7 protein-coding genes and 1 pseudogene are annotated in these 16,413 nt (G+C 66.4%); 1 reads left to right on the top strand and 7 read right to left on the bottom strand.

The features are described 5' to 3' along the window. The first annotated feature begins 72 nt into the window (after positions 1-72). Complete coding sequence (locus ACT53M_RS18030; protein ID WP_476235152.1) at positions 73-9,855, top strand: autotransporter-associated beta strand repeat-containing protein; 9,783 nt, start codon at positions 73-75, stop codon at positions 9,853-9,855. A 70-nt stretch (positions 9,856-9,925) separates the two neighbouring features. Here the strand turns inward: ACT53M_RS18030 and ACT53M_RS18025 are convergent, their stop codons facing one another. The 7 genes and pseudogenes from ACT53M_RS18025 to ACT53M_RS17995 form a co-directional block, all read right to left on the bottom strand. Continuing rightward, positions 9,926-11,041, bottom strand: a complete 1,116-nt coding sequence (locus ACT53M_RS18025) for a PLP-dependent cysteine synthase family protein (protein ID WP_476235150.1) — start codon at positions 11,039-11,041, stop codon at positions 9,926-9,928. Between the two features lie 132 nt (positions 11,042-11,173). Then, complete coding sequence (locus tag ACT53M_RS18020) at positions 11,174-11,671, bottom strand: Lrp/AsnC family transcriptional regulator (protein WP_476235148.1); 498 nt, start codon at positions 11,669-11,671, stop codon at positions 11,174-11,176. Positions 11,672-11,779: 108 nt separating this feature from the next. After that, positions 11,780-13,519: a hypothetical protein gene (locus tag ACT53M_RS18015; protein ID WP_476235146.1), complete on the bottom strand. Its 1,740-nt coding sequence runs from the start codon at positions 13,517-13,519 to the stop codon at positions 11,780-11,782. 7 nt (positions 13,520-13,526) lie between these two features. Beyond that, positions 13,527-14,615: a protein-glutamate methylesterase/protein-glutamine glutaminase gene (locus ACT53M_RS18010; protein ID WP_476235145.1), complete on the bottom strand. Its 1,089-nt coding sequence runs from the start codon at positions 14,613-14,615 to the stop codon at positions 13,527-13,529. Beyond that, positions 14,612-15,430, bottom strand: coding sequence for a CheR family methyltransferase (locus ACT53M_RS18005; protein WP_476235143.1), 819 nt, complete (start codon positions 15,428-15,430; stop codon positions 14,612-14,614). The genes ACT53M_RS18010 and ACT53M_RS18005 overlap by 4 nt, the downstream gene beginning before the upstream one ends. A 138-nt stretch (positions 15,431-15,568) precedes the next feature. Then, a complete protein-coding gene (locus ACT53M_RS18000) occupies positions 15,569-16,054 on the bottom strand; it encodes a chemotaxis protein CheW (protein WP_476235142.1) in 486 nt (161 codons plus the stop codon). After that, positions 16,051-16,413, bottom strand: a pseudogene (locus ACT53M_RS17995) (methyl-accepting chemotaxis protein); the annotation flags it as partial. The gene ACT53M_RS18000 and the pseudogene ACT53M_RS17995, both read right to left, overlap by 4 nt.

The following is a 16,413-nucleotide window of genomic DNA, read 5'->3' as shown; positions in this document are numbered from 1 at the left end:
GCTGACCAGATCATTGCCGCGGGCTCGAGGGGCGAGCCGGCGGATCAAGTTGGAAATATCGAAGGGGAGCTCATGATGCGTCGACGGGGTTTGCTGGTTTCGACTTCGGCTTTGGCAGTCAGCACGCTGACCTTGTGGGCGGCACCGGCACTTGCCCAGAACGGCACGCCGCAGCCGACCGTGATCAACGGCAATGGCGGCACCGGCATCGTGGTTTCCGGCGACACCGGGCTGGCATCGGCGAACAGCAATGTCGTCGGCAGCACCGCCAATCTCGGCAATGCGAACAGCCAGACCGTCTATACCAACTTCGCGACCCAGGGTGGGGCGGGTTCGGGCGGCGGCGCCGGCCTGGGCGGCGTTTTCTTCGTCGACAATGGCGGCAATCTCACGCTTACCAATGTCAGCTTCGCCAACAATACGGTGAAGGGCGGCACGGGCGGCGGCGTCGCTACCTCCTCGGTCGCGCCGATCTCGTTCACCGTCACCGGCACCACCGCCGATGGATCGGCAGCGCAGATCTTCCGGCCGACGCTCGGCGCGTCCGATCTGCAGATGACCAATGTCGGCGGGGTCGTTACCTTCAGCCTGCTCAGCGTCACCCAGACCGGCGACAATTCGCTGATCACCGCCGGGGCCGATGTCTCGGTCGCCGGCCTCAACGGCAGCCGCGCCGTCACCGGCCCGATCAGCGGGACGATCGCCTCGATCACCAATGTCGGGCAGGATTCGAACGGCAATAGCCTGAACAAGGTGTCCTTCAGCCAACCCGTTACCCTCAGCGCATCGAACGTTCTGGCAGGTCTGATCACCGACGGCACCAACAAGGTCACCCTGTCTTCGGGCGCCGATCCCTCGCTGCTCCAGAAGGGGCAGATCGTCTATCTGGCGGATGGCACGACCGCTACGATCACATCCGTCACTTATGATACCTCCGATCAGTCGAACCCGAAGGTATCGGGCTACCAGATCGACAGGAACTTCACCGGTGGCGTGTATGCGGTAAATGTACCGCAGGTCGATGTGTCTCGCTATCACGCAGCCACGTCCGGCAACAGCACCGTCATCACGCCGGTTGCTTCGATGTCCGGCTTCCAGGTGGGCATGACCGTTACCGGCAACGGCGTTCCCGCCGGCACGACGGTGACCAATATCGATCCGGCAACGGGCACGATTACGTTGTCCAGCGCGATCGACGTTACCCAGGCTTATTCGATCAAGGCATCGTTCAGTCCGCTGATCTCGAACAGCGGCCATGCCGTATTGAAGGTCAACTCGCTTACGGGGCTCGCGAGCGGTCAGACGATCACCGGCACGGGGATTCCCGACGGCACCACCATCCTCAGCATCGATCGCACCACCAGTCAGATTACGCTGAGCAACACGATCGCATCGAACGGCGTGACGGCGATCAACAACAGCAAGGAGATCGTGACGATCAATCCTGTGCTGCAGGTCGATAGCGGCGCACATATCGTTTATCTGGGTAGCACCCAGGGGCTCAGCGTCGGCAGTCTTCTTGTCGGCCAGGGCGTGCCCGATAACGCCATCATCACCGGCATCAACAGCGCGAACAACACGGTCACCTATGTTGTGAACGCTGCGCTTGCCAACCTGAACAAGGGCGGTTCGATGAACGGCCTTGCGACCTCGGCTGCCCCCGGCACCTCCGGGTCGAGCGGCGCCTCCGGCAGCAGCTTCAAGGGCATCTTCACCGACGGCGAAGGCTCGGCGGGCAATAACGGGCATAATGGCGGCGCGGGGACCAACGGTACCGGCGGCAATGGCGGCGTGGGCGGCAATGGCAGCAATGGTGTGCCGTTCAATGCCTCGGCAACGCTGGCCGTTGTCAATGACGGCCTCACGCTGGGATTCGACATCGCCGAGGCTTCGGCTGCGCTCGCCCAGTTCACGCCCAATTTCGCCGAATCAGCAATCAAGATCGCGCGTGCGGCGGTCGACGGCGTGACGCTGGCGAACGATACGGCGGCGCTGGTTGCATGGAATGTCGCACTTTCGCAGGGCACGGTGGCCCATGGCGGCGCCGGGGGCGTCGGCGGTAATGGCGGGGCCGGTTCCGATTATTATGGCGGCGGTGCAGGCGGTACCGGCGGCAAGGGCGGTGCGGGCGCTCTCTCTCAGACCGACGGTGGCACCGGTGGCAATGGCGGCAGTGGCGGCGCCGGCGGCTTCGGCGCCGGTGGTGGCTCGGGCGGCGTCGGCGGCAAGGGCGGCGATGGCGGCCAGAGCGTCGACGGCGCGAACGGCGCGGGTGGCGCGGCCGGCTTTGGCGGTGGCACCGGCTCCAGCGGAACCACCGGCGGTGGCGGCGGCTCCGGCTATGGCGGCGCGATCTTCGTGCGCAGCGGCGGCGCGCTGACAATCAACGGCAACGCGATCTTCCAGAACAACGCGGCGATCGCGGGATCGAGCACCAATGGCGGTGCGGCGGGCCAGGCGGCCGGCGGCGACCTGTTCATGATGACGGGCTCCACCGTCACGCTGAACCCTGGCCAGGGCCACACCATCACCTTCTACGATTCGATCGCCGACGACAGCTCGTCGAGCATCGGCACCGCGTCGATCGCGGCCGGTAACGGTGCGTCGATCCATATCGGCGGCGGCGGCACCGTCCAGTTCCTCGGCACCAATACCTATTCGGGCACGACCGAGATTTCGGGTGCCACGCTGGAGACGCAGGACGGCGTCGGCATCAATCCGTTCAGCCATATCCTGCTCGACGGGTCGGGATCGATCGGCCAGAGCCTGTCGTTCAACACCGCCGGCGTTATACTGACGGGCGGCACCTTCGCCCGATCGGTCGGCAGCCAGGCAAACAACATTTCGTGGAACGGCAGCGGTGGCTTCGCTGCAACCAGCGACGGGCTGACCGTGAATCTGGGCTCGATCAACGGTGGCAATGGCCCGACGCTCACCTGGGGTAGCGGCGGCTTTGTCAACACGGGCTCGACGCTGGTGTTCGGATCGGATGCCGTTGATGCGACTGGCAAGGTGACCTTCATCAACGCCATCAGTCTCGGCACGCATAACGGGCAGATTGCCGTCTATCACAATGCTGGCAGCACTGCCGACGGCATTACCAGCTTCGATGCGACGATGCGGGGCGCGATCAGCAACGGCACACTGACGGTTGGCGATTCCGGCTATGTCGGCTCGTTGTTGCTGGGAGCGCAGAACAGCCTCTCTGGCATCACCGTCAATGCCGGCATCGTCTCGACCACCAACGGCACCGCCAGCGGGCGGCTGATGGATGCCGTGAACGGCGGGTCAGTGCAGGTCAATGGCGGCCGTTTGGTGCTCGGGGGTGCGGAGCTGCTCACCAGCGTCAATATCGCCGCGCAAGGCAGCTTCATCGCGCAAGGCAGTGTTACTGCGGGCGCCGTTACTAATGCCGGCACGGCTACGTTCGGCAATCATGGTCTGAACGCAGCGTCGATCACCAACTCGGGTACGCTCAGCCTGTTCGGCACTACCAGCGTGAGCGGCGCAGTGACGAATCAGAGCGGCGGTACGCTGATCCAGCTGGCCGATGCCAGCGTCGCCAGCGTCAGCAATGCCGGCATCTGGGACCAGTTCGCCGATCTCACCGCTTCCGGCAGCGTGAGCAATGATGGCACGCTCAACATTCTGGGAGCTCTGTCGCCCGCGACTGGGGTGGAAGCGGCGGCCACGCGCACCCTCACTACCGCCGGCTTTGGCGGTGGCGCGACCGGCGTCGTGAACCTGGGTGGCGTGAACGGCACCACGGGCAACACGCTGGTGCTCGCCCAGTCGGGGAACAGCAGCTACGCGGGCACCTTTGTCGGCGCAGGGTCGCTGACCAAACAGGGCACTGGAACGCTGACACTGACCGGCGCCAGCAGCTTCACCGGCGGGCTCGACATCAAGGCGGGCGGCATCGACACCACCGGCGGCGGCACGCTGGCCGACACGCTGGACGTCACGGTGGAATCGGGTGCGACGCTGACGGCGGGGACCAACGATCTTATCCGCTCGCTCACCAACAGCGGCACCACCACGATTAACGCTGCTCTGACGGTGACGACGCTGACCAACCAGAGTGGCGGCACGACTGCAGTCAATGGCGGCATCCGCGCGACGGGTGCTTCCACCAACGCGGGCATGCTGACCGTCGCCGGCGCGGGCGTCGCCCAGTTCGACGCCGCGCTGGGCAACAGCGGGACGCTCACCTCGGCCGGTACGCTGACCGTCGCCGGGCAGATGACCAACAGCGCCGGCGCGACTACCACGCTTGCCAGCGGCGGCAGCACGCACCTAGCGAGCCTGGCCAATGCCGGCACCTTGACGTCGAACAACAGCTTCGTCGTCGACGGCAATGTGAACAACAGCGGTACGCTGACGCTCAACCGGAACAGCGGGGCCAGCCCCTATTTTGGCAGCCTGACCAACAGCGGCACCGTCAACGTCCATTATTCGCTCGCGGTGGGCGGGGCCTATGTCCAAAATGCCGGAACGTTGAGCGTCGACGATGCCACCGGTTTCGGCACGGGCAGCCTGTCCGGTAGCGGGGGCACGGTGGCGCTGGGCAACACGGTCTGGACTATCGACCAGACCAGCGACGGCACCTTCAGCGGCATTATCGCCGCCCAGACTGGCAGCACCAGCGCGGCAACGATCTACAAAAATGGCAGCGCGGCGCTGACGCTGAACGGCGGTGCCGGCAGCGTCGCCGCCTCGCAGTTCCAGGTGAATGACGGCACGCTCAACATCGTCGACGCGAATGCGCTCAGCGGTAATTTGACGATGGTCGTCCAGGGCAGCGGCAATAGCGTCACGCCGACGCTCAACCTGCTCGGAGACCAGTCGATTGCGTTGCTTGCCACGGATCGCGCTACCGTTACCAACCTGTCGGGCGATCTCACCACCGCAGCCTATATCTATACCGACGGTACACTGAACATCCTGGGCGGCGGCACCCCCGAAGCTCCGGTGACGCGGACCATCTCCACCTCGGGCCTGACGGGCGGATCGCACGCCATTCTCAACCTGGGGGGCACCGACGGCACCATCGCCAACACACTGGTGCTCAACCAGCGGACCGACAACACGGTTTTCGCAGGCGTTATCTCCGGCGCCGGCGGTCTTACCAAGCAGGGCAATGGCTGGCTGACGCTGACCGGCGCCAACAGCTTCACCGGCCCGCTGGTAATCAATGCCGGGGGCATCGACACAACCGGCGGCGGCACGCTGGCCGATACGCTCGCGATCACCACCGGCACGGGCGGCACCTTCATCGCTGGCACCAACGATACGGTGGGCTCGCTGAGCAATGCAGGCAGCGCGACCATCAACGCCGCGCTCACGCTGACCACGCTGACCAACCAGAGCAGCGGCACCGTGCAAGTCAACGGTCTGCTCCATGCGACCGGCGCCTCCAGCAACGCGGGTACGATGACCGTTGCTGCCCAGGCAGGCGCAACCTTCGATGCGGCGTTCGACAATAGCGGTTCGGTGACCTCCGGCGGCGTGCTGCTGGTCGGCGGGCAGATGACGAACGAGGCGGGGGCGACCACCACGCTCAACGGCGGCGGCAGCACACAGCTGGCAAGCCTCGTGAATAACGGCATCTTCACCGCCACTGGCACGCTCGCCATTCTCGGCAATGCGAACAACAGCGGCACGCTGACGCTCAACCGCGGATCGGTACCCGTGTTCGGCAGCCTCACCAACACTGGCACGATCGCTGTCCATGACGGCTTCACCGTTACCGGCGCCTATGTGCAGAATGCCGGCTCGCTCAGCCTGGACGACGGCCTGACGCTTTCGACCGGCAGCTTCTCGGGGGCAGGCGGCGCGGTGCAGCTCGGTGCCAGCCGTTGGGTGATCAACCAGACCAGCGAAGGCACCTATAGCGGCACGATCGCGCCGCTGACGGGCGGCACCAGCGCCGCCAATATCTACAAGCAGGGCGCGGCCGCGCTGACGCTGGCGGGCGGTAGCGGCAGCGTTTCGGCTGCCTATCTCCGGGTAGGGGACGGCACGCTGAACGTTGCGAGCGCCAACGCGCTTAGCAGCAACATGTTTCTGTCTGGCTGGGGCATTGGCAACAGCGCCACGCCGACGCTCAACCTGCTTACCGACCAGACGATCGACACGCTCTATGTCGGCGGCCAGACCGTGACCAATCTGTCGGCGAACCTGAGCGCCAACACGGTGGTGGGCGGTGGTACGCTCAACATTCTGGGCAACGGCACGCCCGAGGCGCCGGCGACGCGCACCATCAACACCGCGGGCCTGTGGGGCGGTTCGGGCGCTGGCGTGCTGAATCTGGGCGGCGGCAATGGCGCGGTTGCCAATACGCTGGTGCTCAACCAGTCGGGGGACAGCGAATATGACGGAGTGATCACCGGTGCCGGCGGCCTGACCAAGCAGGGCGCGGGCAGGCTGGTCCTGACCGGCGCCAGCAGCTTCACCGGTCCGCTGCGGGTGAGTGCCGGCGTGATTGACACCACCGGCGGCGGCACGCTTGCCGATACCCTCGATGTTACTGTGGCCAATGGCGCCGGCATGCTGTTGGCGACGAACGACACGATCCGCAGCGTCACCAACAGCGGCACGGTGGAGATCGACGCGGCGCTGAAGATGGCGACGCTGGCCAATCAGACCGGCGGCAGCACGCTGGTGACGGCATCGCTCACCACGACTGGCGCCGTCACCAATGCGGGGCGCATCGCCTTCGCCTCGGGATCGACCGGGCAGATCGCCGGCGACTTCACCAACAGCGGCACGCTCGGCTCGGGCGGGACGCTGTCGGTGGGCGGCACGCTGACCAACCAGGCGGGCGGCACCGTGACGCTCGGCGCCGGCAATACCGGCACGACCACGCTGGCCAGACTGAGCAATGCGGGCACATTCGACACGTTCACGGCGCTGACCGTCAACGGCAATGCCGGCAACAGCGGTACCATGACGGTCCGCGCGCCGTTCACCGTCACCGGCACGCTCACCAACGCCGCCAGCGGTACGCTGACGCTTGCCAGCGGCGCCACCAACACGCTTGGTGCACTGGCCAATGCCGGTACGGCGACGGCGTGGCCGGCGCTCAACGTCACGGGGGATGCCGGCAATACCGGCACGCTGACGCTCAACGGCAGCAGCAATGCCGTCGGCAGCCTTACCAACGGCACCGGCGGCACCGTGACCGCCGCCGGATCGATCGTCGCGGCGGGCGCCGTCTATAACAATGGCGGCATCATTGCGTCGGGGATCAGCGCGGGTTCGCTGAACAACGATAAGTCGGGTGCGCTGTCGACCACCGGTTCGGTGCTCGTCGCCAACGGCGCGAGCAACAGCGGCAATGTCACGCTGGCCGGGCTCTCCGCGGCCTCGCTGACCAACGGCGGTACGCTGGCCAACAGCGCCGTGACGCTGGTTTCCGGTGCAGCGGTGAACAGCGGCACGCTGTCGACGGCCGGCTTCGGTGCGGGATCGCTCGCCAATAGCGGCACGCTCACCAACACCGCGCTCACGCAGGTGAGCGGTGCCCTCAACAACAGCGGCAGCTTCACGGCGGCGGACATCACCGGCGGCACGCTCACCAACAGCGGCACCATCACCGCTTCTGGGCTGGTCAACATCGCCGGCGCCTATGTACAGAATGCCGGCACGCTTACCGTCAGCAACGGCCTGTCCACGGGATCGCTATCGGGTAGCGGCGGTACCATCCGCCTGGCCAATGCGAGCGCCTATGTGCTCAACCAGACCGCCGACGGCACCTTCTCCGGTTCGATTACCGGCACCGGCGCCGTGCTGAAATATGGCGCGGCGACGCTGACGCTGAACGGCGGCGTCGACAGCTTCTCGCCCTCGGCGCTGGCGATCAATGCCGGCCAGGTGATCGTCGCCACCGCGGGCGAGCTGGACAAGGCGCTCAATGTCAGCGTCGCTACCGGCGCCACGTTGACGTTGCAGGCCGCGCAGACGATCCATAGCCTGACCGGCACCGGCGCCCTCAACACCGGGTCGAACACGCTCACCCTGGCCAATGGCGGCACCTTCCAGGGCACCATTACCGGATCGGGCGGCATTGCCGTCAGCTCGGGTTCGCTCCAGCTCAGCAACACGGTGAACACCAGCGGCAGCTTCGCCGTTGACCCGGGCTCGACCGTGAATGTCGCGGGCACCGGCTCGGTCACGACCACGGCGCTGAACATTGCCGGCGGCACGCTCAATCTGGCGGGCTCGGCCAATGCCAGCAGCGCCACCGTCAGCACCGGCGGCGTGCTGCACCTGGGCAACGGCATCGACATCGGTGCGAACGGCGCGCAGCTGGGCACGCTCACGACGCAGGGGCTGGTCGTCAACAATGGCGGCTCGCTGACGGGCAACGGCGCCATCAATGGTACCGTCACGGTAGGCAGCGGTTCCAACGGCACGCTGGCGCCGGGCAACTCGCCGGGCCTGCTCACCGTCACCAACCTGGTGCTGGGCGCGTCGTCGACTGCGCAGATGCAGATCGACGGCGCCGCGGGTGCCGGGGTGGTCGGCGGGAACGATCAGGTCATCATTTCTGGCACGATGACGATCAATCCGGGCGCGACGCTGGCGATCAGCAAGTCGAACCAGGGCAATGGCTTTGAACTCAAGCTTGGTCAGCAGATCCAGTTGTTCAAGTTCGGCGCCGGCAAGGTCTCCGGCAGCTTCGGGACGGTTTCCACCACCGGCTTCAACAACGCCGTGCTGTACAATATCGCGACCGGGTCGGCGATCGGTCTGGGCAGCAATACGCCGGCGAGCTTCACGGCGGCGGTAGGCGATACGGCCAATGCCCGCTCGATCCTGGGTGCGCTGATGGTCGGTTCGTCGGGCGGGGTCAGCCAATATTATGGCGGTAACCTGATGGGCTATGTCACCGGTGCGATGGCGCAGGGCGGCTCGACCGATGCCGTCATTGCCCGCTGGTCGCCCGAGGCCTATGCCGGCATCGTCGACCAGATGAAGCTGGCAGCGCTCGACAGCCTGCCCGATATGTCGAGCTATGCGCAGCTCGAGCCGGGCCGCACCTATGCGATCGGCAATATCGCCCGTAGCGGCATGGATGGGCAGAAGGGGGCAGGCTATGCCACCAACAGCTTCCGCAACACCATGGCGACGATCGGCTTTGCCCACCAGTTCCGGCTGGGCGAATTGAGCCTGCAATATGGCCATGCCGACGGCAACGTCACCGGCGCCAACCTGCAGGACAAGACGATCGGATCCTCGGTGATCGCCGGCCTGTCGGTGCCGGTCGATGGCCGCCAGCGCCTGCGCATCATCGGCCATTTCTCCTATGGCGATTACAGCAGCCACGGCACCCGCGCCACGAACAGCGGCGGCGCAGCGTTCGGCGATGTGAAGGGCCAGACCACGGCCTATGGGCTGGGTCTTGCCTATCACCAGGGCGGCAAGCTGTTGTTCGACATGTCGGGCGAAGTGCTGGGCATGTGGCAGGTGCTGCACGGTTTCACCGAAACCGCCGCAGCGGGTGCCAATACGAGCACGCTCGACCTAATGCAGCTGGGGGACATCCGGCGCCAGGCATGGGTCGGCCGCGTCAGCGCCAGCCTGGGCACCAACCTGACCCAGCGACTGGTCGGCTATGCGACGCTGGGTTACGACCATGAAATGGGTCGCGAGCGGACCCCGGTTGCCGGCAATGTCGCGGTGGAGACGACGCGCTTCACGATCGAGAATCTGGGTCTGGCGCGCGACCGCGTGACTGCCGGGCTGGGCCTGAAGGAAGCGCTGGCGCCGAACCTCGAGCTGGATTTCAGCGCGCGGGCCGGCAGCAACGCCAGCTACAATCTGAACGGCGGGCTGCGCTTCAGCTTCTGATCGGCCCCGAAAACAGGAACGGCCCGGCGGAGAGTTTCTCCGCCGGGCCGTTTGCATTTCGGGAGGGTGCTCAGTCCGGCAGCCGGCCGTTGGTCAGGAACGCCTTCACGCGGGCTTCGTCGTCGGCGGTGTCGATGCCGTTCGCTGCGAGCCAGTCCGGGTTGTAATAGGTCGAGGCATAGCGCTCGCCCGAATCGCACAGGATCGAGACGACCGATCCGCTCGCCCCTGCCTCGGCCATTTCGGTGATCAGCCGCGCGCAGGCGATCAGGTTGGTCCCCGTCGAGCCGCCGACGCTGCGGCCCAGATGCCGCGACAACACCCGCGCAGCAGCGATCGAGGCCGTGTCCGGCACCACTTCCATCCGATCGATCACCTGCGGCACGAAAGACGGTTCGACGCGCGGGCGGCCGATGCCCTCGATGCGGCTGCACACTCCGCACTGCGTCGTCACGCTGCGGTCGTGCCAGTGGCGGTGGAAGACCGACGCCTCGGGATCGGCGACACAGATTCGCGTGGCGTGCCGGTGATAGCGCACGAACCGGCCGAGCGTGGCCGAGGTGCCGCCGGTGCCTGCGCCGCACACGATCCATTCGGGAATCGGCGCAGGCTCGCGCGCCATCTGGGCGAAGATGCTCTCGGCGATATTGTTGTTGCCGCGCCAGTCGGTCGCGCGCTCGGCATAGGTGAACTGGTCGAGATAATGGCCGCCCAGCGTGCGGGCGAGCCGTTCGGCTTCACCATACACGGTGGAGGGATCGGTAACCCTGTGGCACCTGCCGCCCAGCTCCTCGATCGCGGCGATTTTTTCGGCGGCGGTCGTCGCCGGAATAACGGCGACGAAGGGCAGGCCCAGCATCCGCGCAAAATAGGCTTCCGAAACGGCGGTCGATCCCGACGAGGCTTCCACCACAGTGCTGCCCTGGCCGATCCAGCCGTTACAGAGTGCATAGAGGAACAGCGAGCGCGCCAGGCGGTGCTTCAGGCTGCCGGTGGGATGGCTGCTCTCGTCCTTCAGGTAGAGCGCGATATGCGGCAGCGCGGGCAGCGCGACCGGAATGAGGTGGGTGTCGGCCGACCGGGTATAGTCCGCCTCGATCCGCGCGATCGCCCAATCGGCCCAGCGGGTGGGGGTACCGCTACGGACCCTTGCCTCTTCCTGCGTCCGATGTCTTGCCTGATGCACCTGTTGCCTCCCTTTCGGGCATTATAGCAAGTGCAGGATGCAGAAGGTTTGCAAAATTTCATCGTATAGCCCGCAGTCTGCAAATATGAAGCGGAGAATGGAAGAATGGTGCAATCTGGATGTCGGGGTGCCTCAATCCCCGTCGGTACCGTGCACCGGCAAACGTCCTTCGGCGAATGCCAGCGGCAGCGCCGCGGAGTGCTTCACCGTCTCCATTGCGATAGAAGCGCACACCACATTCATTTCGATCCGCTCGACCAGCGCGCGATATACGCGGTCATAATCGTCGACGCTGGGCAGCACGATCTTCAGCAGATAGTCGATGCTGCCGGTCAGCCGGTAGACTTCGATGATCTCCGGTATCTGCGCCACGGCGGTGCGGAAGCGCTCGGTCCATTCGGCACTGTGCACCCGCGCGCTGACTGTGACGAAAATGGTGGTCGGTAGCCGCACCAGCGCCCGGTCGAGCACCGCAACGTTGCGCTTGATATAGCCTGCCTCGCGCAGGTGCGCGACGCGCCGCGAGCAGGCTGAGGGGGAAAGATGGACCTTATCGCCCAGCACGCTGAGCGGCGTGTCGCTGTCGCGCTGCAATATGTCGAGAATGGCTGCGTCGCGGGACGAGAGCATGGGCTAGACCTTTGTTGCCGCACGCTTTGGGCGCGCTTCGCGACCGGGCATCGCCCGGCCGGCAAAACGGGTCAAGCGGCCGCTGCTGCGGACCGGGCGCTGTCCAGGTCAGAACAGCCCGTCGTCGTCATCCTCGTCGTCGCTGCCCGTTTCGATACCTGCGGCTTCTTCGCCGCCGCCGATCGCGAAGGTGCGGTGGACTTCGCGCTCGCGCGCCATGGTGTAGCTGTGCGCCATCTGGTCGAGCAGCGGGCCGAGTGCCATGGCTGCGGCTTCCTCAGGTTCGGGGCAGGCCGCACCCAGCAGCGCCAGCGCCGCAACCGCCGCATCGAGGTCGGCGCCAAAGGCCGCCTCGCAGTCGATTTGGTTGGTTGTGTCCTGCAGGATCTGCACAACGGTCGCTGCGTCGCGGTCGAGTCCGGTCAGTCCGTCGCGCATCCGCTGCGCGCCGTCGCCGATACAGGCGAGCGAGGCGAGCAGCGCCTCGCCGACATCCTCACCGGCATCGCCATCGGGATCGCGGATCGCCTGCACGGCAACCGCCAGATCGTCCACCGCCGCGCGGATCGTCGCGGATATGCTCGACAGCGTGTTGGCAAAGCCGCGGATTTCGGAGGCGACCATCGCCAGTCCGCGCCCGTCGGTACCCATGCGGTGGCAGCGCAGATCGGTGTTCCAGGCCATATGGTGCACGTCCTGATTGACCCGGTGCACCGTGTTCAGCCGCTGGACCAGCCGCTCGGCCGTATCGGAAATCGAGGCGCCGAGCTGGTGCGCGCGCAGATCGGCCTCGCGCAGGCGCGCCGTGACGGTCGCGATCTCGCCCACGCTCTTTTCCAGTTCGGCGAGGAAGGCGCCCTTGTCGTTCGCACGCGCGTTGCCGCCCCCGCTATCGCCCTTGGCCTTGATTTCGAGCAGTGCCGCCGCGCTGGGGGCAATGCCGCGCACGCTGCCGGTCAGCACCCGCGATTCCGCCTTGAAGGCATCGACCGTGTCGGCCACCTGCGACGCGAGCAGGGCAATCATGTGTCCGGTGACCTGCATCGCCACCGCTTCGTCTGCCTCGCCGCAACTCTCGCGCCAGGCCGCGAGCGCGCGCAGCCCGTCGGCGACATGTTCCAGCCGCTGGCGGGTAATGTCGCCGATCTGCATGGCGCCGATCGCGGTCGCCACCTTGGTGCGAATATCGCGCGCGACCGTGGCGATCTGCGCGGCGCGGGTGGCGTCCTCTGCCTGATGCTGCTGCAGCGAGGCAGCGTCGGCAGCGAGCTTGCGCGGCACGTGCGGGATCACCTTGGCGCATTCCTGCGCAAGCTGGCGGTCGATCGCGACCACGGCGGGAATCCCCGCCATCAGCCGGTCGATCTCGCCCGCGATGCCGGACATTTCGCCTTCGCCCACGTCCAGCCGCGCGAACATTGTGTCGGCAAAGGCGGAGAAGCCGTTGGCTCCGGCGGCGGCGACCTTGATGTTGAGGCCGCAGATACGAAGGAAGTCGAGCGTCCGGTTGACCTGGCCGATGCTGTCGCGCAGCGGCTTGGCGCTGTGCTGGATGCGCACCAGCGCCGCCTGGCGGTCGGCCTGCACCGCAGGCAGGCGCTCCAGCCGGTCGGCGGTCGCGCGCATGTTCTCCACCGCCGCTTCGGCGGCGTCGCGGCCGAGCGCCTGGGTGACGCCTTCCAGCGCCGTCACCAGATTTTCGACGATCGAATAGGCCTGGGCGAGCGCCTGCCCCGCCGCAACGAAGCGCGCGTCGAGGCCGCTGGCGACGCGATCGAGCGTCGATTCGACTTCCGCCAGCGACAGTTCGGATTCCGGCGTGGGCTCGGGGAGGGGAGCAATATACATCAGGGCCTCATCGCGCCGTTGCCGCCAGCAGCTCGCGGGCGATCTGGTTGAGCGGAATCACCTTGTCCGCCGCCCCCCGTGCAATTGCTTCTTTGGGCATGCCGAACACGATGGAGCTCGCTTCGTCCTGCGCAAAGGTGCGTGCGCCGGCCTGCTTCATTTCCAGAAGCCCGCGTGCCCCGTCGTCGCCCATGCCGGTCATGATGATGCCAACCGCGTTCGATCCGGCTGCGCGCGCCGCCGATCGGAACAGCACGTCCACCGACGGGCGATGGCGCGATACCAGCGGCCCTTCGCGCACCGAGACGTGATAGCGCGCGCCCTGCCGCTCCAGCATCATGTGCTTGCTGCCGCCGGGGGCGATCAGCACATGGCCGCGCAGCACCGGGTCGCCGTCCACGGCTTCCTTCACATCGACTTCGCACAGCGTGTTGAGCCGGTTGGCGAAGGCACGCGTGAAATTTTCCGGCATATGCTGGACGACGACGATGCCCGGCGAATTGGCCGGCAGCGCCTCCAGCACTTCGCGCAGCGCTTCGGTGCCGCCGGTGGAGGCGCCCAGGCACACCACCATTTCGGTGGTGCGGCTCATTGCCTTGCCGCTGGGCGGCGGCAGCACCGCATCGGCGGTCAGCTTCTTCGGCGGACCGCTGGCGATGACCGAGCGCTGCGCCGGCCGCCCTTGCACCCGTGCCCGCGCGGCGCCCTTCACGACGTCGCGGATCTGCAGATGATGCTCGGCAAGGTGATCGGCCACGCCGATCCGTGGCTTCAGGATCACGTCGACCGCGCCCGCTTCCATCGCCTGGAGCAGGGTTTCGGAGCCTTCCTCGGTCAGCGACGAGCACATCACCACCGGCACCGGGCACTGCGTCATCAGCTTGCGCAGGAAGGTGATGCCGTCCATGCGCGGCATCTCGACGTCGAGCGTGATGACGTCGGGCACTTCCTCCTGGATGCGGCGGGCGGCCGTGAACGGGTCGTTGGCGGTGCCCATCACCGTGATTTCGGGATCCTCCTCAAGGATCGCCGTCATGGTGTGCCGGACGCTGGCCGAATCGTCGACCACCAGCACGCGGATCTTACCACTCTTCATACGCGATCCTTCTGGAAAACGGTGTTCGCCACCTGGGTCAGCGGCAGCGCCTGTCCGGCGATGCTCTCGGAATGGCCGAGGAACAGGAAGCCGCCTGGTGCGAGGCAGTCGACGAGCTGCGACACGACCTTGCGCTGGGTTTGTTTGTCGAAATAGATCAACACGTTACGGCAGAAGATCAGGTGCATCGCCGAGCCTACCGGATAGCGGTCGTCCATCAGGTTCAACTGGGCGAAGCCGATCGCGCTGCGCAGCCGCGGTACCATGCGCACCTCGCTACGCCGGGGATCGTTCGGCGTCATTACATAGGCGCGGCGCAGTGCCGGTGGCACCGGGTCGATCAGCTCGGCGGGATAGATGCCGGCACGGGCCGTGGCCAGTACCTCGGTGTCCAGATCGGTGGCGAGGATGCCGTAGTTCGGGCCGCCATGGTGTGCGGCATAGTCGTCGAGCACCATCGCCAGCGTATAGGGCTCCGGGCCCGTCGAGCAGGCGGCGCTCCACACCCGTACGCTGCGAACGCCGCTGTCGACCAGTTCGGGCAGCGCCTGTTCGACCAGAAAGTCGAAATGCGCCGGCTCGCGGAAGAAGTCGGTCTTGTTGGTCGTCACCGCATTGATCAGATGCGGGCCTTCGGTGTCGAGATGATTGCCGGAAAATACTAAGTCGCAATAGCCGTCGAGCGTGTCGACGTCGCAGGCGCGCAGGCGGCGGCGGAGCCGTCCCTCCAGCATCGTCTTCTTGCTCGCCGGCATCTTGATGCCTGAGGTTTCGTAGATATAGGCCGCCACGCGCGTGAAATTGCGCGTGCTCATCATATCCTGGCCGGGCTGCGGGGGGAGCGATCGGGCGGCTGCTGCGGACAAAGGTTGCTCCATCACTTCGCGCGATCCGGGATCGCGGCGGCAAACAGGTCTTCCGCCTGCCCGGGGGGTGGCAGGCGGAAGTAGCGGTCAGGCGGCCCGGGCGGCCGGCTGGTCTAGGGTCACCGCTTCCTCGGCAGAGAAGATGCGGCTCATATCGACAAGGACGACGAACCCGTCGGCGCGTTTCACCACGCCGCCGATATAGTCGGAGCGCCAGCGTACCCCGACATCGGGCGCGGCTTCGAGCTGGTCGCTGCGGAAGGTGCAGACCTCCAGCACGCGATCGACCACCAGCCCCAGCATCAGGGTGCGGTCGGCCACTGGCACGTCGACTACCAGAATGCGGGTGCCGGGCGTCGCCTCGAACGGAGGCAGGCCCAGCCGCATCCGGAAGTCGATGGTCGTGACACCCTGGCCGCGCATATCGGTCAGGCCCAGCAGATAGTCCGGGCCGTTCGGGATGCGGAACGTCTCGCGATAGTCGAGAATTTCGCGCACCAGCGTGACCGGCACGGCGAACACTTCGGCCCCGAGGCCGAAGGTCACCACCTGGATGTCATGCGCCTCGCTCATGCTGCCTGTGCTCCAAAGGCCTCGTCGTCGGCGTCCGGGCCACCGGTCGACATTTCGAGCGCGAAGCCGTTCACGCGTGCCTGCTGGTCGGCGATCGAGTTGGGCTTGGGACGCGCACCCGGCTTGGCGGTCGGCTTTGCTGCGGCGCGCGCAGGCGCGGCCTTGGCCGGGGTGGCCTTGCGCTGCGCTGATGCCGCCGGACGTGCCGTGCTCTTGCGTACGCCGTTCGCGGCGGATTCGATCCGGAAATAGGCGATGCTGTTCTGAAGCTCCTCGGCCTGGGCGGCGAGTTCCTCGGACGTGGCGCTGATCTGCTCGGAGGCGCTGGCGTTCTGCTGCGTCACCTGGTCGAGCTGCTG

It is taken from the genome of Sphingomonas sp. DMC6, from assembly GCF_056314225.1.
The sequence above is the reverse complement of the archived record's forward strand: the minus strand, read 5'-3'. Positions and strand labels throughout refer to the sequence as shown.